The following is a 19245-nucleotide window of genomic DNA, read 5'->3' as shown; positions in this document are numbered from 1 at the left end:
TGGCGTCGAAGCCGTAGCCGGCGTTCACACCGATGTAGAAGCCGGTCCAGGTGAACACCGGCACCGGCGTGAACACCGGCGGCGGCGCGGCGCGGCGCGGCAGGTCCGCGGCGGACGCCGCGGCGGTCATGCCGGCGAGGACGGTGGATGCGAGGAGAAGCTTCTTCATGGTGGTGTTCGGTCCTGGGGTTAGCTTGAGCCGGCAGCCTTCTAGGCGCTCTCGGATGGCGGGTCTGTCGCTTTCCTGCAACAAGCCTCCTCAGGCTACGGACATCCCGTCAACGAAAGATGAAGACTAGCCGGCCCGTCCCACAGCAGACGGCCCGATCGCGCGGCTTCACAGGACGCGGAGAGTTGCAGAGACGCGGAAGACTAGCTGCTTTGCGCGGAGCGCATATTGGCGGACACCGGCACGGTGCCCGCGAGATCGACGGAGGTCTCTGCAGGGGCGGGCGGAGGCCGACGTTTTATTCCGGTACACTTTTCACGAGACGGCGCGCCGGGGCGTAAGCGGTCGGTTAACCCTGTTGTCCGATGGTCGGCCGCTCGCGGGTCCGTCCCCGTGCCCCCATCGCGCCGTACCGAACCCGGTCCCCGGCCGGCGGAGACCGCTGTCCATGCAGAGCGCCGACGACCGGAGCCGGACGACCTTCGGCAAGCGCCGGGCGCCCGCGGCCGCGCCCGATCCGCGGGCCGGCCCGACGGTCGCGCGGGCCCCGCGTGTCCGGCCGCGCCGGAACGCGGGGCCCCTGCCCTGGGCGCTGCGCGTGGCGGGCCTCGTCGGGATCGCCGCGGCGGTCGGCGCCTACCAGCTCGCGCGGCTCAGCCGGCCGGACGCCGCGCCGCCCGGGACCACCCTCGCGGCGGCGGCGCGCACGCCCGCTCCCGAGCCCGAGACGACCGGCGCGATCGGGGCGGCGCGATCCGCCCGGTCCACCCGTCTCGACCCCTGCGGTGCGCCCGCGGACGACCGTCTCCGTCCCTGATCGGCCGCCGATCCCGCGGCCGATCCCCTGTGCGCGGACCCGCCCTGTCACCATTGCGAGATTGACAAGTCGCGCCAAGGCCCTAACTGACGTGGACGATGCGCCCCGCGGCCCCGGGAGCGTCCGAGCGCCCCGCGCGAGCCTTTCCCAGCCGTTGCCGCGACGGTGTCCTTCGCGCCGGCCGGGCGCGCAACGGTTCCTGAACGCAGATGCCTTTTTCCGACCTCGGACTGAGCGAGAAAGTCCTGAACGCCGTCGAAGCGGCGGGTTACACCGAGCCGACGCCGATCCAGGCCGAGGCCATCCCCCACGTGCTGGCGCGCCGCGACGTCCTCGGGATTGCCCAGACCGGCACCGGCAAGACGGCGGCGTTCACGCTGCCGATGCTGACGCTGCTGGAGAACGGCCGCGCCCGCGCCCGGATGCCGCGCACGCTGATCCTGGAACCGACCCGCGAGCTGGCCGCCCAGGTGGTCGAGAATTTCGACCGCTACGGCACCAACCACAAGCTCAACGTGGCGCTGATCATCGGCGGCGTCTCCTTCGCCGACCAGGACGCCAAGCTGATGCGCGGCACCGACGTGCTGATCGCGACGCCGGGGCGCCTCCTCGACCATTTCGAGCGCGGCAAGCTGCTGCTCACCGGCGTCGAGCTGCTGGTCATCGACGAGGCCGACCGCATGCTCGACATGGGGTTCATCCCCGATATCGAGCGCATCGTGAAGATGGTGCCGTTCACCCGGCAGACCCTGTTCTTCTCGGCGACCATGCCGCCGGAGATCGAGCGGCTGGCGGACATGTTCCTCCACAACCCGCAGCGGGTCGAGGTGGCCCGGCCCGCCTCCACGGCGACCACCATCACGCAGCGCCTCGTCGCCACCGGCTCCGAGGGCCACGCCAAGCGCGAGCGCCTGCGCGGGCTGATCCGCGGCGAGGGCGAGCTTAAGAACGGGATCATCTTCTGCAACCGCAAGCGCGACGTGGCGCTGCTGCAGAAATCCCTGGTCAGCCACGGCTTCGACGCCGCGGCCCTCCACGGCGACATGGACCAGCGCGCCCGCACGACGGCGCTCGACGGGTTCCGCAACGGTGAGACCGCCCTGCTCGTCGCCAGCGACGTGGCGGCGCGCGGCCTCGATATCCCCGCGGTCAGCCACGTCTTCAACTTCGACGTGCCGCATCACCCGGAGGACTACGTCCACCGGATCGGCCGGACCGGCCGCGCGGGCCGGAGCGGCACCGCCTACACGCTGGTCGCCCCGGACGACGCGCGCTCCCTCGGCGCTATCGAGGCGCTGATCGGCCAGCCGATCCCCTGGCTGGACGGCGACCTGACGAGCGTGCCCGACGCGTCCGCCGACACCGGCACGCGCCACCGCGGCCGGTCGAGCGACGGACGGCGCGGCGGGCGCTCCGCCAAGAGCGGCGGCCGGAGCGGCGACAAGGGCGTCGCCGAGAAGAACGCCCGGAGCGCCGGCGAGGCCGAGGAGGTTCGCGAGCGTCCGAGCCGGTCCCGCGGGGGCCGCGGCGCATCGCGCGCGGAGAGCCGCCCGGACGAGCGTTCCGAGAGCCGCCAGGAGAGCCGCGCCGAACATCGCCCCGAGAGCCGCCCCGAGAGCCGCCCCGAGCCGAGGACGTCGGGCCGCGCGTCGGGTCGCGGTGGCGAGGCGCGCGAGGAGCGCGGGCGCCGGGTCGAGGCGGACGGGGACACGCCCGTGGGCCTCGGCGCTCACGTCCCGGCATTCCTGCTTCGACCAGTCTTGGTGAAGAAGGAAAAGTAACAGAGATCAGTTCGGGCTTAACTGTCCGGCTACCAGGCAGCCGTATATTGGCACAGGGCGACGACGCAGGCGCGTCAGCCGCCCCGGACCACGGGATACGGATGAGCCAGGAGACCTATTCGGATCGCGATCGCAGCTTCGCGTTGGCGAAGCGCAGCCACGATCTGATTCGCGACTACGGCCCGTCCGCGACGCCGCGCGCCTACGCCGTCTGGTACGCCTACGTCTCGGGGGAGATGCCGCTTCTCGCCGATGCGGTGAAGCGTCTCACCACCCAGAATGGCTGCCTCACCGAGGGCGATATCGACGACCTGCACGAGACCTATCTCGACGGGCGCCGCCTCGCGAGCACCACCGACGACGTCAGCCGCATCGTCCTCAGCGAGATCGCGGCCGTCACGGAGATCCTGGACCTCTCCCTGGGCTCGACGGCGCAGTACAGCGAGTCCCTGCGCGGGGTCGCCCAGGATCTGTCCCAGGGCGTCCCGAGCCGGGCGCGGTTCGGCGAGATCGTCGCGACCCTGGCCGCCACGACCCGGGAGGTCGCCGCCAACAACCGGATTCTCGAAGCGCGCATGCGCGAGACCCGCAGCGAGATCGAGACCCTCCGGGAGAAGCTCGAGGCGACCCGGCGCGAGAGTCTGACCGACGCCCTGACGGGGCTGGCGAACCGCAAGCATTTCGAGGAGACGCTGAAGGCGTCCATGGAGACGGCCCGAGCGCGCACCACGCCCATGAGCCTGATCATCCTCGACATCGACTTCTTCAAGCGCTTCAACGACCTGTACGGTCATCTCACGGGCGACCAGGTCCTGCGCCTCGTGGCGATCGTGATGCGCGAGAATGCCGGCAAGCAGGCGCAGCTCGCCCGGTTCGGCGGCGAGGAGTTCGGCATCATCCTGCCCGGAGCCGACCGGGTCCTGGCCAAGCAGGTGGCCGAGACGGTCCGCGCCAGCGTCATGGGGCGCGAGCTGGTCAAGCGCTCGACCGGCGAGTCGCTCGGCAAGGTCACCATCTCGCTGGGTGTCGCGGTGCTGCGCCCGGGCGACACGCCCGCTTCCCTGATGGAGCGGGCCGACCTGTGCATGTTCGCGGCGAAGCGCGCCGGCCGGAACCGCTTCCTGGACGACGCCGCCGAGTCGCTGATGCAGGTGGCGTAGGCTCGGCCCGGTCCCGTCGAGGGGATCGGCGACGCGTCGGCACGGACCGTCGCGGCCCCCGCCCGTCGTCCCGGGTCCGCGGGGACCGGATCGCCCGCGCGGACCGGTGCCCTCCCCTCAGACCTGGGCGGCCAAGCGGTCGGCCGAGACCGGCGTGATCGCCACGGATTCGCCGCAGCCGCAGGCCGACGTCTGGTTCGGATTGTTGAACACGAACTGCGACGCCAGCTTGTTGGTGGTGAAGTCCATCTCGGTTCCGAGCAGGAACAGCACCGCCTTCGGATCGACGAACACGCGCACGCCGCGATCCTCGACCACGTCCTCGCCGGGCTTGGCCGCCTCGGCATATTCCATCGTGTAGGACATCCCGGCGCAGCCGCCGTTGCGAACGCCGACGCGCAGCCCGGCGATCGGCCGGTCGGCCTCCGCCATGATCGCCTTGATCCGATCGGCGGCGCGATCGGTCAGCGAGAGAACCTTGAAACCAGCGGACATCGTCACCCTCCCGCCCATCCGGGTTCAAGGCCCGGGGACGCGCATTCCGACCCGCACAAGATAAGCATTGGCCCGGGCCCGGTCCACCGCGGCGGGGTCACACCGGCCCGGCAATCGCTGCCCGAGCCCGCCTCAGGCGGCCTCGCCGGTCAGCCGCGCGAAGGTCCCGAGATCGACGTTGCCACCGCTGATCACCACGCCGACGCGCTTGTTCGTCACGTCCACGAGGCCGCTCAGCACCGCCGCCGCCGCGAGGCAGCCGGTCGGCTCGACCACGAGCTTCATCCGGCTGGCGAAGAACCGCATGGTCTCGACGAGCTGCGCGTCGGTGACGGTGAGGATGTCGGACACCTGCGCGCGGATGATCGCGAAGGTCATGTCGCCCAGCGCCGTCGACTGCGCCCCGTCGGCGATGGTGCGGGGCACCGGGATCGTGACGATCCGGCCCTCGCGGAACGAGCGCTGCCCGTCATTGCCCGCCTCCGGCTCGACGCCGATCACCCGGCAGCCCGGTGACAGCTCCGCGGCGGCGAGCGCGCAGCCCGCGAGCTGGCCGCCGCCGCCGAGGCAGGCCACCAGCACGTCGAGGGGGCCGACCGTCTCGATCAGCTCCTGCGCCAGCGTCCCCTGCCCGGCGATGACGTCGGGATGGTTGAACGGCGGGATCAGCGTCAGGCCGCGGGCCCCGGCGATCTCGCGGCCGAGGGCCTCGCGATCCTGGGTGTAGCGGTCGTACAGGACCACCTCGGCGCCGTAGCCGCGGGTGGCGGCGATCTTCGCCGCGGGGGCATCGCCCGGCATGATGATGGTGGCGGGTGCCCCGAGAAGCCGGCTCGCCAGGGCGATCGCCTGGGCGTGGTTGCCCGACGAGTAGGTGATCACCCCGCGGGTGCGGGCCGCCTCCGGCAGGGCGCTGATCGCGTTGTAGGCGCCGCGGAACTTGAAGGCGCCGGCCCGCTGGAGGTTCTCCGCCTTGAAGAACAGGCGGCCGCCGGTCATCGCGTCCGCGGTGCGCGAGGTCAGGACCGGTGTGCGGTGCGCGGCCCCGGCGATCCGCTCCGCGGCGCGGGCCACGTCGGCGAAGGTGGGAAGGCCGCCGGCGGCCGCGCCGGATTCGCCGTGCTGCGTGTCGTGCATCGTCGCCTGCATCTTCGTCCGCGTACCATCAGCCCGGGGCCGCGCGGGAGCGAGGCGGGGGCGCAGCTCCTCATACGGGCCTTTCGGCCCGCGCGCACCCCGCCGTTCCACACGCGCAAGCGGAGCCATTCGCCGCTTCGCCGCTTATACCCAGCGACAACTTGGCAGGAACGCTGGGGGGCGGCATCGCCATGGCAACCGAGACGACGCGCAGACCGGTGCGCCGACCGCGCGGCAGCGGGGACACGCCGTGAGCGCCCGCGACCGCGCTTCGGGCGACGCGGCGACCGAGGTGACCTTCCGGGGGCGCGGGCTGGCGCTGCGCACCGGCTCGCGCCTGATCCTGCTGGTCTGCCCGCTCTGCTCGCAGCGCAACGCCCGACGGGGGGCCGAGCGCGGCATCTGCGAGTGGTGCGCCTATGTGCCGTCCCCGGACCAAGCCGAGCCCGTGGATCGCGCATGCTCCTGAGGGGCTGGCGCTCGCGGGGCGCAGGGATCTTAACCTAAGATTGCTTATTCAATATGTACTATCTTTGGTTGCATTTTCGGACGCGGGTCTTCACACTCCCGACGGGGGCCTGATTGGAGGGCGCATGCAACCGTCCGAATGCTGCATCTTTCGGATGACCATCGCCTCCGTGATCGGCAGCTGCATCACGCTCCTGCTTGTCCGGGGGCTCGATCCGCTCCTTGTTCTGCTGCTGATCCCGATCGGCGGCAGCGCGGCGACGGTTCTGGTGATCCTGCTGTTCCAGGCCGTGAGCCTGAGGCTCGCGGCGCGGTCCGGTCCGCACTGACCGGTCGATGGCGCGCGGGTCGGATTCCGGTCCGACCCGCGCGCCGCGCCGGCCGCCGTTCAGGTGTGGATGACCTTGCCGTAGGCGTCGAGCACGCTCTCGTGCATCATCTCGCTGAGCGTCGGGTGCGGGAACACCGTGTGCATCAGTTCCTCCTCGGTGCTCTCCAGGTTCATCGCCACCACGTAGCCCTGGATCAGCTCGGTCACTTCCGCGCCGACCATGTGGGCGCCGAGCAGCTGGCCGGTCTTGGCGTCGAACACGGTCTTGATCAGCCCGTCCGGCTCGCCCAGCGCGATCGCCTTGCCGTTGCCCGCGAAGGGGAAGCGGCCGACCTTCACCGAGAAGCCCTGCTCCTTGGCCTTGGCCTCGGTGAGCCCGACGCTGGCGATCTGCGGCTGGCAGTAGGTGCAGCCCGGGATCTTGGCCTTGTCCATCGGGTGGGTGTGCAGGCCCTTGATGGTTTCGATGCAGATGACGCCCTCGTGCTCGGCCTTGTGGGCGAGCATCGGCGGGCCGGCGACGTCGCCGATCGCGTAGAGGCCGGGCACGTTGGTGCGGCCGAGCCCGTCCGTCACCACGATCCCGCGGTCGATCTTCACCCCGAGCTTCTCGAGGCCGATATTCTCGATGTTGCCGACGACGCCCACGGCCGAGATCAGTTTTTCCGCGGTGATCTGCTGGGTCTTGCCGTCGCCGCCCTCGATGGTCGCCGTGATGGAATTCGCGCCCTTCTCGACCTTCGTGACCTTGGCGCCGGTGAGGATCTTGATCCCCTGCTTCTCGAAGCGCTTGCGGGCGAGGCCGGCGATCTCGGCATCCTCCACGGGCAGGATCTGCGGCAGCAGCTCGACCACGGTCACCTCGGCGCCCATGGTGCGGTAGAACGAGGCGAACTCGATGCCGATCGCGCCCGAGCCCATCACCAGAAGGCTCTTGGGCATGGTCTCGGGGACCATGGCCTCGTAGTAGGTCCAGATCAGCTTCTTGTCGGGCTCGATCCCGGGGATGGCGCGGGGGCGCGCGCCGGTTGCCACGATGATGTGCTTGGCCTGGTAGGTGCCGGCGCCCTTGGCGCCCTTCGGCGGCTCGGCGCGCTTCGTCTCCTTCACGGTGACCTGGCCGGGCTGGTTGCCCTGCGCGACGCTGTCGACCGCGGCCTCGCCCCAGATCACGTCGACCTTGTTCTTCTTGAGCAGCATGCCGACGCCGCCGTTCAGCCGGGCCGAGACGCCGCGGGAGCGCTTCACGATGGCGGCGGTGTCGAACCCGACCTTGTCGGCTGTCAGACCGTAATCGCCGGGGTGCTGGAAGTAGTGGAAGATCTCGGCCGAGCGGAGCAGGGCCTTGGTGGGGATGCAGCCCCAGTTCAGGCAGATGCCGCCGAGATGCTCGCGGTCGACCACGGCGGTCTTGAAGCCGAGCTGCGCCGCGCGGATCGCCGTGACGTAGCCGCCGGGCCCGGCGCCGATGATGAGGACGTCGTAGGTGTCGGACATTTACCGCTCCGCGAACGCCCCTGCCCCTTGCGGGGAGGGGCATGGGGTGGGGGTGGCTCCGCCAGGCCGGCTGAATCCGGAAGAGGCGTGTCGGGTGCGGCGAGCGCCGCGTGGATCGTGTCGAGGACGGTGTCGATCTCCCGCAGGACCATGCGGTTCGGGAAGCGCAGGACGCGGAAGCCTTCAGACTGGAGATAGGCGTCGCAACGGGTGTCGTAGGCCGACCCAGCCTCGAAGCCGTGCTGCTCGCCATCGACCTCGACGATGAACCGGGCGGACAGACAGCAGAAATCCGCCACGTAGGGGCCGAGGGCGACCTGCCTGCGGAAATGCGAGCCGTCCACCGGCAGCCGGTGACGCAAGTGCCACCAGAGCCGCTTCTCCGCTTCGGTGAGCGAATGCCGCAGCGTCTTCGCGTTCGCGGCCGCTCTGGGCGAGGCTGCTCTTCTGGGCTGTTGGTTCCAGGGCATCGGGCGGCAGATCAAGCGAACGTGGCTGATGGGCGCAAGCTAACCGTGCGCATGGAGCACGGCTCATCGCAGCAGGATTGCGTGTTCTGACCGATGCCTGCCACCTTCCCCCACCTCGAAATTCCAGGACGCGCTTTCCCCTCCCCCTTGTGGGGAGGGGTGAGGGTGGGGGTGGTGTAGTAGGCACCGTACCGCTCGATCCTGAACCACCCCCCACCTCCAACTCCTCCCCACAAGGGGGAGGAGAGTGGCCTGCTCACACCAGCATGCCCATCGGGTTCTCGATCAGCCCCTTGAAGGCCGAGATCAGCTCCGCACCGAGGGCCCCGTCGAGCACCCGGTGGTCGCACGACAGGGTGCAGGTCATCACCTGGACCACGGCCGGTGCCCCGTCCTTCACGACGACGCGCTTCTCGCCCGCGCCCACCGCCAGGATGCTCGATTGCGGCGGGTTGATCACCGCGGTGAAGTGCTTGATGCCGAACATGCCGAGGTTCGACACCGAGGTGACGCCGCCCTGGTACTCCTCGGGCTTCAGCTTCTTGGCGCGGGCGCGGGCGGCGAAGTCCTTCATCTCGTTGGAGATGGTCGAGAGCGTCTTCTCGTCCGCCCGGCGGATCACCGGGGTGAACAGGCCGCCGTCGATCGCCACCGCGACGCCGACCTCGGCGTGCTTGAAGCGCAGGATCCGGTCCTCGGCCCAGACCGCGTTGGCGGCGGGCACGCGGGTCAGCGCGAGGCCCATCGCCTTGATGACGAAGTCGTTCACTGAGAGCTTGAAGGCGGGCTTGCCGTCCTTGTCCTTGCCGGCGGAGCCGTTCAGCGTCTCGCGCAGCTTCATCAGCGCGTCGAGCTCGCAATCCACCGTCAGGTAGAAGTGCGGGGCGACCTGCATCGCCTCGGTGAGGCGCTTGGCGATGGTCTTGCGCATGCCGTCGAGGGGCACGTCCTCGTACGCGTCCTTGGCGAAGAAGCCCTTGACCTGCTCGGTCGTGAGCCCGGCCGGCGCGCCGCCCGCGGGGGCGGCCTTCGGGGCGGGGGCCGCGGCCTTCGGCGCCTCGGCGGCTTGCCGCGCGGCGGCGGGCGCCTTGGTGGTGCCGGCGGCCTTCGCGGCCTGGACGTCGCGGGCGATGATGCGGCCGTGCGGCCCGCTGCCCTGGACGGCGCCGAGATCGACGCCCTCCTGCTTGGCGATGCGCCGGGCGAGCGGCGAGGCGAAGACCCGGCCGCCAGAGCCGGCCTGGGCGCCCGCCTGCGGGGCGCCGCCGGGCTGCGCGCCCTCCGGTGCGGCGTTCACCCGCTCGTACGACATGTGGCCGCCGCCGGGCGTGGTGTTCTGCGACGCGGCCGACGCGTCAGACTTGGGCTCCGGCTTGGACTCGGCCTTGGCCTCGCCATTCGAGGCCGCCTTCGGCGCGCCGCCAGCCTGCACGCTCGACGGGTCCTCGCCCTCGCCGGCGATGATGGCGATCAGGTCGTTGACCGGCACGTCCGCGGTGCCCTCGGGCACGAGGATCTTGGCGAGCACGCCCTCGTCGATCGCCTCGACCTCCATGGTGGCCTTGTCGGTCTCGATCTCGGCCAGCACGTCGCCGGACTTGATCGCGTCGCCCTCTTTCTTCAGCCACTTGGCGAGGTTGCCCTTCTCCATGGTCGGGGAGAGCGCGGGCATCAGCACGTTGATCGGCATGGCATCAGGTCTCGGGCTGGGCCGGGGCGGCCGGATCGTCGAAGGGGAAGAGATCGTCGAAGGGGAACGGGACGGCGTCGAAGGGCGGCAGCGCCACGGTCTCGCCGCGCTGGATCGTGGCGAGGAGCACCCAGCGCCCGTCCGCGAGGGCGAAGCCTTCGAGTACGCCCGCGGCCGGATCGAGGAGCCAGAGGTGGCCGATCCCGGCCTCGGCATAGATGCGGCGCTTCGGACCCCGGTCGAGGCTGGTCGAGGATGGCGAGAGGATCTCGCAGACCCAGTCGGGGCAAGTCTCGATATAGGCGCCCTCGGGCTCGGTGGGCATGCGTGTACGGCGCCAGCCCGCGAGGTCGGGCACCACAATCTGAGATCCGAGATGGAGCTCCGGCTCGATCAAGATAATCCAGCCCCCTGGACCGCCGCGTCCCCGGCTGAAGGTGAGATCGAGCTCGCCCCCCAACCGCACAGCCGCGCCGGCATGCCGCGGCCTCGGCCGGGGATGCGTCTCCAGCACGCCGTCGATGATCTCCGCGACGCGATGCTCCGGGACCGCCTCCAGGTCCGCGTAGGTCGCCTGCCGGACAGCCGCCTCAGCCATGGTCGCACGCCATCGCTAGTTGAGGCCGCCGGGGTCGAGACCCTCGGCCTCCCAGCCGGCGCGGATGCGCTCCAGGGCCTCCTCCTCCGATAGGTCGGTCTCCAGCGCGTAGGCGCGGGCCGCCTGCCGGGCGAGGTCGATCAGCAGTCTTCCCCAGGTCGCCGGGTCGTCGAAGGAGCGGCGCAGCGCCACGCTGACCGCGCCGTCGACCACGGCGGCGCGCAGCACCTCGATGCCGCCCTGCTCGAGGGCGTCGGGCGGGATGGCGAGTTCGGCGAAGTCGCTGCTGGGATCCTGGCTCATGGCGCGCCGGCTGTTCCTCGATCTGGCCGGGGCGGGCGACACGTCGCCCGCGCGCCGGTCACTTGTAGCAGACGCTCTTGGCGGCCTCGACGACCTCCGCGACCGTCGGCAGGGCGAGCTTCTCGAGGTTGGCCGCGTAGGGCATCGGCACGTCCTTGCCGGTGATGCGCAGGACCGGCGCGTCCAGGAAGTCGAACGCGTCGACCATCAGGCGGGCCACGATCTCGGCGCCGACGCCGGATTGCGGGAAGCCCTCTTCGACCGTGATGCAGCGGCCGGTCTTCTTGACCGACGCGACCACCGTCTCGGTGTCCATCGGGCGGATCGTGCGCAGGTCGATGACTTCGGCCTCGATTCCCTGCTCGGCCAAAGCCTGCGCGGCCTTGAGGGCGTAGGTCATGCCGATCGCGAAGGACACGATGGTCACGTCGCTGCCGGTGCGGTGGATCTTCGCCTTGCCGATCGGCAGCACGAAGTCGTCGAGCTTCGGCACCGGGAAGGACTGCCCGTACAGGATCTCGTTCTCGAGGAAGATGATCGGGTTCGGGTCGCGGATCGCGGCCTTGAGCAGGCCCTTGGCGTCGGAGGCCGTGTAGGGCGCGATCACCTTGAGGCCCGGCACGTTCGAGTACCACGCGGAATAGTCGTGGCTGTGCTGGGCGGCCACGCGGGCCGCGGCGCCGTTGGGCCCGCGGAACACGATCGGGCAGCCGAGCTGGCCGCCGGACATGTAGAGGGTCTTGGCCGCCGAGTTGATGATGTGGTCGATCGCCTGCATGGCGAAGTTGAAGGTCATGAACTCGACGATCGGCTTCAGGCCTGCGAGCGCCGCGCCGACGCCGATACCCGCGAAGCCGTGCTCGGTGATCGGGGTGTCGACGACGCGCTTCGGCCCGAACTCCTGCAGCAGGTTCTGGGTGACCTTGTAGGCGCCCTGGTACTCGGCGACCTCCTCGCCCATGACGAAGACGTCGCCGTCGCGGCGCATCTCCTCGGCCATGGCGTCGCGCAGGGCCTCGCGGACGGTCTGGGTGACCATCGGCGTGTCGGCCGGGAACTCCTCCATCACCGGCTCTTGCGCCTTGTTGGTGATGACGGCCGGCGCGGCCGGCGCCTTCGGGGCGTCGTCGCCGGTCTTGGCCGCGGGGGCGGCCTTGTCGGCCATCCCCTCGGCCTGCATGTCGGGGGTCGGGGCCGGATGGCCGCCCGCACCGTTGGGCTTGGCGCCGCCGCCGGACTGGACGCTCGCCGGATCCTCGCCCTCGCCCGCGATGACGGCGATCGGCGTGTTGACCGCGACCCCCTCGGTGCCCTCCGCGATCAGGATCTTGGCGAGCACGCCCTCGTCGATCGCCTCCACCTCCATGGTGGCCTTGTCGGTCTCGATCTCGGCCAGCACGTCGCCGGACTTGATCGGATCGCCCTCCTTCTTCAGCCACTTGGCGAGCTTGCCCTCCTCCATGGTGGGCGAGAGGGCGGGCATCAGGATGTCGGTCGCCATGCTCAGCTCTGCGGTCGTCTTTTCGGTCGGGGCGGCCAGGGGTCCAGGATCGCGCTAGGCGTGCGCATCCAACAAGATATCGGTCCACAGCTCGGACGGATCCGGCTCGGGATCGTTGGTGGCGAACTCGGCCGAGGCGTTGACGACCTCGCGGACCTTGGCGTCGGTGGCCTTCAGCTCGGCCTCGGGCACGGCGTGCAGCTCGAGCAGGCGCTTGCGCACCATCTCGATCGGGTCGTGCTCGTCGCGCATCTTCGAGACCTCGTCCTTGGTCCGGTACTTGGCCGGATCGGACATGGAGTGGCCGCGGTAGCGGTAGGTCTGCATCTCCAGGATGTACGGGCCCTGGCCGGTGCGGGCGTGCTCGATCGCCCGCGTGGCGGCCTCGCGCACCGTGCGCACGTCCATGCCGTCGACCTGCTCACCGGGAATGCCGAAGGAGAGGCCGCGCTTCGAGAAGTCGGTCTGCGCCGAGGCCCGGGCCACCGAGGTGCCCATGGCGTAGCGGTTGTTCTCGATCACGTAGACGACCGGCAGCTTCCAGAGGGCCGCCATGTTGAAGCTCTCGTAGACCTGGCCCTGGTTGGCGGCGCCGTCGCCCATGTAGGTCAGGCTGACCTTGCCGTTCTCCCGGTAATGGTCCGCGAAGGCGAGGCCGGTACCGAGCGAGACCTGCGCGCCGACGATGCCGTGGCCGCCGAAGAACTGCTTCTCGCGGCTGAACATGTGCATGGAGCCGCCCTTGCCGCGGCTGTAGCCGCCGCGGCGGCCGGTCAGCTCGGCCATGACGCCCTTCGGGTCCATGCCGCAGGCCAGCATGTGGCCGTGGTCGCGGTAGCCGGTGATGACCTGGTCGCCCTCGACCGAGGCCATCTGCATGCCGATCACCACGGCCTCCTGGCCGATATACAGGTGGCAGAAGCCGCCGATCAGGCCCATGCCGTAGAGCTGGCCGGCCTTCTCCTCGAAGCGCCGGATCAGCAGCATCTCGTGATAGGCGTGGAGGTCCTCGTCCCGCGTGAACTGGGGCATGTTCGGCGCGGGGCGGTGCGCCTCGGCGGCCTGAGGACTCGCGGCCTGCACCGGCGCGGACGACGCGTCCTTGGCGGGCTCCTTGGCAGGCTCCTTGGCGGCGTCCATCGGCGCTCTCCCCGTGATTCCACGCGACTTCGTGGGGGTGTAGGACAGCGACGATTGGAAAGCGAGGGCTGCCGCTCTGACAGGAAGCCGCTCTTGTCAGAGGACTTTCGGGACTCCGGAAAACGATCCCCTGGACTTCCGGCGGACACCCGCTCGACTGTCAGGGCGTGATGATGACCACGTCGTTGGCGTGGACCCGGCCCAGGACGATACGGGCGCGTTCCTCAAGGAGGTCGCGGTCGATCTGGTCGCTCTTGAGCAGGTTCACCCGGTGCTCCCAGACGGCGCGCTCGGCCTTCACGGCGGCGAGTTCCTGGCTGAGGCCGTAGGCGCGGATCTTCAGGGCCTTCTTGGCCTCGAGGCCGCGGTTGCCACTCTCGGCCTGCCACACGAAATAGCCGACCACGAGCGCCGACAGGGTCCAGAGACCCAGCGGCAACACGACCATTCTGACTCGGCGGCGCACGACCATGGCGCGACCCTCGCGCGGAAAGGTTAACGGTTCTTTTCGACCGCGGCGCGGTCGAGGCGGGGCCGGGACAGGGCCGGACCGCGGCCGGGACGGACACGGGCGAGCCTGAGGCATGGACCTGACGCATCTGGGACGCTGGATCGCCGCGCACGCCACCGCGACCGACGACCACGACACCCTGCTCTCGGGCTTCTGCGAGTCGCTGGTCGAGGCCGGCCTCCCCGTCTGGCGGGTCAGCGTCATGGCGCCGGCCCTGGACCCGACGCTGCGCGGCGTCAGCCTGAACTGGCACGCGGGCGAGGGCATCTCCTTCGTCGGCAACGCCCACGGCGCCGACGAGGAGAGCGACTGGCTCCTGAGCCCCGTCTACGCCCTGGTGGAGACGGGCGAGACCTTCGGCCGCTGGCGCCTCGACGCGCCCGGGCTGGCGGTGGACTTCCCGGTCCTGAAGGCCCTCGGCGCGCAGGGCGGCGTCGACTACGCGCTGCACATCGCCGAGTACGCGCCCGGCACCGCGCTGCGGGGCATCGCGGTCTCGTTCTGCACCCGCGAGGCCGCCGGCTTCACCGACGCGCACCTGTCGGCCATCGTCGACGTCCTCCCGTTCCTGACGCTGGCGATGGCCAAGATGGGCCTTGCCCACACGTTCCGCGAAGTGTCGGCGACCTATCTCGGCCGGTCGACCGCCGAGCGCATCCTCGACGGCCAGATCCGGAGAGGCGAGGGTCGGGCCGTGCCGGCGGCGATCCTGCTCACCGACCTGCGCGGCTTCACGGCCCTGGCCGACCGGGTGGATCCGGCCGACATGGTCACGTGGCTCAACGAGCATTTCGACGCCCTCGGCGACCCGGTGGCGCGGCACGGCGGCGAGATCCTGAAATTCCTGGGCGACGGCTTCCTGGCGATCTTCCCGGTCCCGGACGCCGACACCCTCCCCTGCCCGGTCTGCGGCGGCGCCCTCGCCGCCGCGACCGAGGGGCTCGCCGCCAACGCGGCGCTCAACGCCCGCCGCCGCGCCGCGGGGCTGCCCGAGCTCCCGGCCGAGTGCGTCGTGCATTTCGGGACCGTCATCTACGGCAATGTCGGGACCGAGCGGCGGCTCGACTTCACGATCATCGGGCGGGCGGTCAACGAGGCCAGCCGCATCGAGAGCCAGTGCGCGGCCCTCGGCCACGACCTTCTCGTGTCGGACTCCTTCGCCGAGCGGTGCGACCGGCCGCTGGAGCCGGTCGGGACGATCGAATTGCGGGGCCTGTCGCGGCCGATGCGGGTCTGGACCGTGCCGGGAGAGCCGTCCGACGGCGTGGCTGTCGGAGGAGGCGCAGAGCCAATCTCCGGGACAGGCTAACCGGATTCGTGGATCTGCGCTGGAGATGGGGAGCCGGATCTGGAGTCACGCGCCCTCCCTCCCCCGCAGAGGGGGGAGGGAGACGCACGGCGGCCACGGACGACTTAGCCGGCAACCTCAGAAGAGCGCGCAGCTCCGCTGCAGCACCAGCCCGACCGCGCGTTGCGCGAAGCGCGACCGGTACTCGTCCTGAACGGCGCGCAGGGCCGCGACCGCTTCTTGCGTCGGTTCGGTGACGATCAGAACGATGCGGGCGGCCTCGTGGACGCGGCGGCCGTCCGGCCCCCGCCACTGTCCCCGGCCGGAGAACACCGTCAGCCCATCCGGGAAGCGCGGGGTGATCCGCTCGGCCAGGAACCGGTCGAAGGCGGCGCCCGGGACGCGGCGGCCATCCGGCCGCGACAGGCCGAACAGCAGCTGCGCGCTGAGCGTCGGTCGGGCGCCGTCGCAGAGCGGGTCCGCGCAGGCCGGGCCGGCCGCTCCGAGGACGAGCGGGCCGGCCAGCAGGATCCGCCGGATCAGCGGCGGGCGAGCTGCTTGAGCGCCGACGGGCCGGCGTAGAGCGCCTGCGGGCCGAGGCCCTCCTCGATCCGGATCAGCTGGTTGTACTTGGCCAGTCTGTCCGAGCGCGCCAGCGAGCCGGTCTTGATCTGCCCGCAATTGGTCGCGACCGCGAGGTCCGCGATGGTCGAGTCCTCGGTCTCGCCCGAGCGGTGCGACATCACCGCCGTGTAGCCGGCGCGCTGGGCCATATCGACCGCCGCCAGGGTCTCGGTGAGCGAGCCGATCTGGTTGACCTTGATCAGGATCGAGTTGGCCGTGCCCTCGGCGATGCCGCGGGACAGGCGCTCGACGTTGGTGACGAACAGGTCGTCGCCCACGAGCTGGCAACGGTCGCCGATCTTGTCGGTCAGGAGCTTCCAGCCGGCCCAGTCGTCCTCCGACATGCCGTCCTCGATCGAGACGATCGGGTAGGTGGCGACGAGCTGCGCGAGGTAGTCGACCTGCGCCTCGATGGTGCGGGTCTTGCCCTCGCCCTCGTACGCGTAGGCGCCGTCCTTGAAGAACTCGGTGGCGGCGCAGTCGAGGGCGAGCGCCATGTCCTGGCCCGGCTTGAAGCCGGCGGCGCTGATCGCGTCCATCACGAAATCGAGGGCGGCCTCGGCGGACGGCAGGTTCGGGGCGAAACCGCCCTCGTCGCCGACATTGGTGTTGTGGCCGGCCTTCTTGAGCTTGCTCTTGAGGGTGTGGAACACCTCGGAGCCCATGCGCACGGCCTCGGCGAGCGAATCGGCGCCCACTGGCATGATCATGAATTCCTGGAAGTCGATCGGGTTGTCGGCGTGCGCGCCGCCGTTGATGATGTTCATCATCGGCACCGGCAGGACCCGGCCCTGCACGCCGCCGACGTAGCGGTAGAGCGGCAGGCCCGAGGCCTCGGCCGCGGCCTTCGCCACCGCGAGCGACACGCCGAGGATCGCGTTGGCGCCGAGGCGGGCCTTGTTGGGCGTGCCGTCGAGCTCGATCATCGCCTCGTCGACCGCGACCTGATCCTCGGCCTCCATGCCGCCGATCGCGTCGAGGATCTCGGTCTGAGCCGCCTCGACCGCCTTCAGAACGCCCTTGCCGAGGAAGCGATTCTTGTCGCCGTCGCGCAGCTCCACCGCCTCGTGGGCGCCCGTGGAGGCTCCCGACGGCACCGCGGCGCGGCCGAAGGAGCCGTCCTCCAGGATGACGTCGACCTCGACCGTGGGATTGCCGCGGCTGTCGAGGATCTCGCGGGCGCTGATATTGGTGATCGCGGTCATGGAACGTCCTCTCGCGGGGGCCGCGGGTCGGCGGCCGCGCCCAGATCAGGGGTGCGGCGCATCGCGGCGGCTTATCCGTCAAGCCGCGGCCGGCGGCAAGCGCCGGGAGGGTGACCGCGCACAGCCGGGCCCGCCCGGGCCGGCGACGCGGATCGGGCGGATGCGCGCCGCGTCGGCAGGCTCTATATGCCCGCCATGACCTCCACCGACCATCTCCAGCTCGGCCAGCCGACGCCGTTCCCCACCTCACCCGAGGAGGCGCGGCTCGACCGGGTCCCGAACCCGCACGCGGATACCGACTACGTCGCCCGGTTCACCGCGCCCGAATTCACTTCGATCTGCCCGGTCACCGGGCAGCCGGATTTCGCGATCCTGGTGATCGACTACGTGCCCGGCGACTGGCTCGTCGAATCGAAGTCGCTGAAGCTCTATCTCGGGTCGTTCCGCAATCACGGCGCGTTCCACGAGGATTGCACCGTGGCGATCGGCAAGCGGCTGCGCGACCTCCTGGAGCCGCGCTACCTGCGCATCGGCGGCTTCTGGTACCCGCGCGGCGGCATCCCGATCGACGTCTTCTGGCAGACCGGCGAGCTGCCGAAAACCGCGTGGCTGCCGGACCCAGGTGTGCCGCCCTACCGCGGGCGCTGACCGGCCCAACGAAAAGGGCGACCGGCTCGCGCCGGTCGCCCCCGATCCTGACGGATCTCCGTTCTCAGTAGCCGTAGCCGTAGTAGCCGTAGCCCGGGGCCGCGTAGCCGTAGCCGCCGTAGACCGGGGCGTAGCCGTACCCGTAGGACGGGGCGTAGCCGTAGCCACCGCCGTAGTAGCTGTCGCGGGCCGCGCCCGCTGCGATCGCGCCGGCCGCGAGGCCGGCGATGCCGAGGCCGATGGCCGCGCCGGTGCCGATGCCGCGACGGCCGCGGTAGTAGCCGTGGCCGTAGCCGCCGTAGCCGCCGTGGTAGCCGTAGGGACGGGCCTCGGCGCTGCTGGTGACGGCGACGCTGCCGAGAGCCATGACGGCGGCGGTGGCGATGATACCGATCTTGCGCATAGTCTTCCTTCTCGATCCTCGATCGAACATGCCCAATAACGTGGCCGCATCCGGACAGTTCCAGATTTCATGACGTGCGTGCGTGCGGGTTCGCACCCGGCCTGGATTATGAACCGCCGTTCATCGTTCCCAGTTCGCCGGTGACTGCGGTCAAGCTTGCGCGTCTCTACGGGAAGAGTCTCCGTACTCTTGCGCGCGGCCGTTCGGGGCAGACCTGACGACTACAGGCGCGAGACTCCTGTCCTGACGCCGCCACGACCGCGCCGGGCGCGGAGGAAATCCATCCGCCTTCCACCCGGCCGTGCTACGGATCGGCCGGGAGGACCGACGATGGATGCCCTGACCCTGATCCGTGAGAGTCTCGCGCCCCTGGCCGGCAAGCGGGTCGTCGACATCGGGTGCGGCCCCGGGACGCTCGCGCGGCGGCTGGTCGACGCCGGCGCGCGGGTCACCGGGATCGATCCCGGCGCGGCAGCGCTCGCCCGGGCGCGGGACGCCGCGCCGGAGGCGCGCTTCGAGGCCGCGACCGGCGAGGCCCTGCCCTTCCGCGACGCCAGCTTCGACGGCGCCGTGATGCTGAATTCCCTCCACCACGTCCCGGACCCGGCGGCGGCCCTCGCCGAGGCGGCCCGCGTGCTGGTCCCGGGCGGACGGCTGGTCGTGGTTGAGCCCCTGGCGGAGGGCAGCTTCTTCGCGGCGCTGCGGCCGATCGAGGACGAGACGGCGGTCCGCGCCGCCGCCCAGGAGGCCATCGCGGCCGCCCTCGCCCGCGGTGCCTACACGTGCCGCCGCGACGCGACGATCGAGCGTTGGGAGCGCTTCGACTCCTTCGACGCGTTCCTGGCCCGCGTCAGCGCCGTGGACCCGGCCCGCGAGGCGACGATCCGGGACCGGCGATCCGTGATCGAGGAGGCCTTCCTGGGGGCCGCGGCGCGCGAGGCCGACGGGCCGTTCGGCCTCGTCCAGCCCCTGCGGATCCACGTCCTGGAGCCGGCGGCCGCCTGAGACG

At 70.8% G+C, this 19245-nt stretch carries 21 protein-coding genes and 1 pseudogene; 8 read left to right on the top strand and 14 right to left on the bottom strand.

The window, feature by feature from the left end; genetic code table 11:
• Nucleotides 1-169, bottom strand: a pseudogene (locus ACLBXO_RS25665) (porin family protein); the annotation flags it as partial.
• A 448-nt stretch (nt 170-617) separates the two neighbouring features.
• Here ACLBXO_RS25665 and ACLBXO_RS25660 point away from each other — a divergent pair.
• The 3 genes from ACLBXO_RS25660 (at nt 618) to ACLBXO_RS25650 (ending at nt 3927) form a co-directional block, all read left to right on the top strand.
• Entirely contained in the window at nt 618-986 is a 369-nt protein-coding gene (locus tag ACLBXO_RS25660; protein WP_447687153.1) for a hypothetical protein, read from the top strand.
• Between the two features lie 209 nt (nt 987-1195).
• Nucleotides 1196-2767, top strand: coding sequence for a DEAD/DEAH box helicase (locus ACLBXO_RS25655; protein ID WP_447687152.1), 1572 nt, complete (start codon nt 1196-1198; stop codon nt 2765-2767).
• A 101-nt stretch (nt 2768-2868) separates the two neighbouring features.
• Nucleotides 2869-3927, top strand: coding sequence for a GGDEF domain-containing protein (locus tag ACLBXO_RS25650; RefSeq protein ID WP_331313962.1), 1059 nt, complete (start codon nt 2869-2871; stop codon nt 3925-3927).
• A gap of 117 nt (nt 3928-4044) precedes the next feature.
• Here ACLBXO_RS25650 and ACLBXO_RS25645 read toward each other — a convergent pair whose 3' ends face one another.
• Both ACLBXO_RS25645 and ACLBXO_RS25640 read right to left on the bottom strand, forming a co-directional pair.
• A complete protein-coding gene (locus ACLBXO_RS25645) occupies nt 4045-4422 on the bottom strand; it encodes a HesB/IscA family protein (protein ID WP_331313961.1) in 378 nt (125 codons plus the stop codon).
• A gap of 132 nt (nt 4423-4554) precedes the next feature.
• Nucleotides 4555-5571 (bottom strand): threo-3-hydroxy-L-aspartate ammonia-lyase, encoded by a 1017-nt coding sequence (locus ACLBXO_RS25640; protein WP_447687151.1) that lies wholly within the window; start codon nt 5569-5571, stop codon nt 4555-4557.
• Nucleotides 5572-5809: 238 nt separating this feature from the next.
• Here ACLBXO_RS25640 and ACLBXO_RS25635 point away from each other — a divergent pair, with 238 nt between their 5' ends.
• Entirely contained in the window at nt 5810-6028 is a 219-nt protein-coding gene (locus ACLBXO_RS25635; RefSeq protein ID WP_447687150.1) for a hypothetical protein, read from the top strand.
• A 154-nt stretch (nt 6029-6182) separates the two neighbouring features.
• Nucleotides 6183-6356 (top strand): hypothetical protein, encoded by a 174-nt coding sequence (locus ACLBXO_RS25630; protein WP_447687149.1) that lies wholly within the window; start codon nt 6183-6185, stop codon nt 6354-6356.
• 59 nt (nt 6357-6415) lie between these two features.
• Here the strand turns inward: ACLBXO_RS25630 and lpdA are convergent, their stop codons facing one another.
• The 8 genes from lpdA to ACLBXO_RS25590 all read right to left on the bottom strand — a co-directional run bounded on the left by lpdA (nt 6416) and on the right by ACLBXO_RS25590 (nt 14029).
• Nucleotides 6416-7831 carry a dihydrolipoyl dehydrogenase gene (gene lpdA / locus ACLBXO_RS25625; RefSeq protein ID WP_447687155.1) on the bottom strand — a complete coding sequence of 472 codons (1416 nt, stop codon included), beginning with the start codon at nt 7829-7831 and terminating at the stop codon, nt 6416-6418.
• Nucleotides 7726-8325, bottom strand: coding sequence for an endonuclease domain-containing protein (locus ACLBXO_RS25620; RefSeq protein WP_447687148.1), 600 nt, complete (start codon nt 8323-8325; stop codon nt 7726-7728). Before ACLBXO_RS25620 ends, lpdA begins: the two co-directional genes overlap by 106 nt.
• Before the next feature lie 256 nt (nt 8326-8581).
• The gene (locus ACLBXO_RS25615; RefSeq protein WP_447687147.1) at nt 8582-10015 is read right to left on the bottom strand and encodes a pyruvate dehydrogenase complex dihydrolipoamide acetyltransferase; all 1434 of its coding nucleotides are present in this window, start codon (nt 10013-10015) and stop codon (nt 8582-8584) included.
• Nucleotides 10016-10019: 4 nt separating this feature from the next.
• Nucleotides 10020-10613, bottom strand: a complete 594-nt coding sequence (locus ACLBXO_RS25610) for a Uma2 family endonuclease (RefSeq protein ID WP_331313952.1) — start codon at nt 10611-10613, stop codon at nt 10020-10022.
• Between the two features lie 15 nt (nt 10614-10628).
• Nucleotides 10629-10916 (bottom strand): DUF5076 domain-containing protein, encoded by a 288-nt coding sequence (locus tag ACLBXO_RS25605; RefSeq protein ID WP_058607365.1) that lies wholly within the window; start codon nt 10914-10916, stop codon nt 10629-10631.
• A 58-nt stretch (nt 10917-10974) separates the two neighbouring features.
• The gene (locus tag ACLBXO_RS25600; RefSeq protein WP_331313947.1) at nt 10975-12417 is read right to left on the bottom strand and encodes a pyruvate dehydrogenase complex E1 component subunit beta; all 1443 of its coding nucleotides are present in this window, start codon (nt 12415-12417) and stop codon (nt 10975-10977) included.
• A 54-nt stretch (nt 12418-12471) separates the two neighbouring features.
• On the bottom strand, nt 12472-13557 hold the full coding sequence (pdhA, locus tag ACLBXO_RS25595; protein ID WP_331313945.1) for a pyruvate dehydrogenase (acetyl-transferring) E1 component subunit alpha: 1086 nt from the start codon (nt 13555-13557) through the stop codon (nt 12472-12474).
• A 160-nt stretch (nt 13558-13717) separates the two neighbouring features.
• A complete protein-coding gene (locus ACLBXO_RS25590; RefSeq protein ID WP_012317989.1) occupies nt 13718-14029 on the bottom strand; it encodes an FtsB family cell division protein in 312 nt (103 codons plus the stop codon).
• Between the two features lie 112 nt (nt 14030-14141).
• Between ACLBXO_RS25590 and ACLBXO_RS25585 the strand changes: the two genes are divergently transcribed.
• A complete protein-coding gene (locus tag ACLBXO_RS25585; protein WP_331313944.1) occupies nt 14142-15377 on the top strand; it encodes an adenylate/guanylate cyclase domain-containing protein in 1236 nt (411 codons plus the stop codon).
• Between the two features lie 117 nt (nt 15378-15494).
• On the opposite strand, the gene ACLBXO_RS25580 is transcribed toward ACLBXO_RS25585, so the two are convergent.
• Together ACLBXO_RS25580 and eno are read right to left on the bottom strand one after the other, a co-directional pair.
• Nucleotides 15495-15791, bottom strand: a complete 297-nt coding sequence (locus tag ACLBXO_RS25580) for a DUF3574 domain-containing protein (protein ID WP_447687154.1) — start codon at nt 15789-15791, stop codon at nt 15495-15497.
• 104 nt (nt 15792-15895) lie between these two features.
• Nucleotides 15896-17185, bottom strand: a complete 1290-nt coding sequence (gene eno / locus ACLBXO_RS25575) for a phosphopyruvate hydratase (RefSeq protein WP_447687146.1) — start codon at nt 17183-17185, stop codon at nt 15896-15898.
• Nucleotides 17186-17380: 195 nt separating this feature from the next.
• Between eno and queF the strand changes: the two genes are divergently transcribed.
• On the top strand, nt 17381-17833 hold the full coding sequence (gene queF, locus ACLBXO_RS25570) for a preQ(1) synthase (RefSeq protein WP_331314401.1): 453 nt from the start codon (nt 17381-17383) through the stop codon (nt 17831-17833).
• Between the two features lie 64 nt (nt 17834-17897).
• Here the strand turns inward: queF and ACLBXO_RS25565 are convergent, their stop codons facing one another.
• The gene (locus tag ACLBXO_RS25565; protein ID WP_331313943.1) at nt 17898-18236 is read right to left on the bottom strand and encodes a hypothetical protein; all 339 of its coding nucleotides are present in this window, start codon (nt 18234-18236) and stop codon (nt 17898-17900) included.
• A gap of 330 nt (nt 18237-18566) precedes the next feature.
• On the opposite strand from ACLBXO_RS25565, the gene ACLBXO_RS25560 reads away from it, so the two are divergent.
• Entirely contained in the window at nt 18567-19241 is a 675-nt protein-coding gene (locus ACLBXO_RS25560) for a class I SAM-dependent methyltransferase (protein WP_447687145.1), read from the top strand.
• Nucleotides 19242-19245 lie beyond the last annotated feature (4 nt).

The sequence above is a fragment of the Methylobacterium sp. C33D genome (assembly GCF_053345825.1).
This window is presented reverse-complemented; position numbering and strand designations above follow the sequence as displayed.

Excerpts from the sequence above, each read along its gene's own strand:
- queF (WP_331314401.1), top strand. The coding sequence starts at position 17,381 with ATGACCTCCACCGACCATCTCCAGCTCGGCCAGCCGACGCCGTTCCCC.
- eno (WP_447687146.1), bottom strand. The coding sequence starts at position 17,185 with ATGACCGCGATCACCAATATCAGCGCCCGCGAGATCCTCGACAGCCGC.
- ACLBXO_RS25560 (WP_447687145.1), top strand. The coding sequence starts at position 18,567 with ATGGATGCCCTGACCCTGATCCGTGAGAGTCTCGCGCCCCTGGCCGGC.
- ACLBXO_RS25650 (WP_331313962.1), top strand. The coding sequence starts at position 2,869 with ATGAGCCAGGAGACCTATTCGGATCGCGATCGCAGCTTCGCGTTGGCG.
- ACLBXO_RS25585 (WP_331313944.1), top strand. The coding sequence starts at position 14,142 with ATGGACCTGACGCATCTGGGACGCTGGATCGCCGCGCACGCCACCGCG.
- ACLBXO_RS25655 (WP_447687152.1), top strand. The coding sequence starts at position 1,196 with ATGCCTTTTTCCGACCTCGGACTGAGCGAGAAAGTCCTGAACGCCGTC.
- ACLBXO_RS25590 (WP_012317989.1), bottom strand. The coding sequence starts at position 14,029 with ATGGTCGTGCGCCGCCGAGTCAGAATGGTCGTGTTGCCGCTGGGTCTC.
- pdhA (WP_331313945.1), bottom strand. The coding sequence starts at position 13,557 with ATGGACGCCGCCAAGGAGCCTGCCAAGGAGCCCGCCAAGGACGCGTCG.
- ACLBXO_RS25640 (WP_447687151.1), bottom strand. The coding sequence starts at position 5,571 with ATGCAGGCGACGATGCACGACACGCAGCACGGCGAATCCGGCGCGGCC.
- ACLBXO_RS25645 (WP_331313961.1), bottom strand. The coding sequence starts at position 4,422 with ATGTCCGCTGGTTTCAAGGTTCTCTCGCTGACCGATCGCGCCGCCGAT.
- ACLBXO_RS25630 (WP_447687149.1), top strand. The coding sequence starts at position 6,183 with ATGACCATCGCCTCCGTGATCGGCAGCTGCATCACGCTCCTGCTTGTC.
- ACLBXO_RS25605 (WP_058607365.1), bottom strand. The coding sequence starts at position 10,916 with ATGAGCCAGGATCCCAGCAGCGACTTCGCCGAACTCGCCATCCCGCCC.
- ACLBXO_RS25620 (WP_447687148.1), bottom strand. The coding sequence starts at position 8,325 with ATGCCCTGGAACCAACAGCCCAGAAGAGCAGCCTCGCCCAGAGCGGCC.
- ACLBXO_RS25615 (WP_447687147.1), bottom strand. The coding sequence starts at position 10,015 with ATGCCGATCAACGTGCTGATGCCCGCGCTCTCCCCGACCATGGAGAAG.
- ACLBXO_RS25600 (WP_331313947.1), bottom strand. The coding sequence starts at position 12,417 with ATGGCGACCGACATCCTGATGCCCGCCCTCTCGCCCACCATGGAGGAG.
- ACLBXO_RS25610 (WP_331313952.1), bottom strand. The coding sequence starts at position 10,613 with ATGGCTGAGGCGGCTGTCCGGCAGGCGACCTACGCGGACCTGGAGGCG.
- ACLBXO_RS25660 (WP_447687153.1), top strand. The coding sequence starts at position 618 with ATGCAGAGCGCCGACGACCGGAGCCGGACGACCTTCGGCAAGCGCCGG.
- ACLBXO_RS25565 (WP_331313943.1), bottom strand. The coding sequence starts at position 18,236 with ATGCGCAAGATCGGTATCATCGCCACCGCCGCCGTCATGGCTCTCGGC.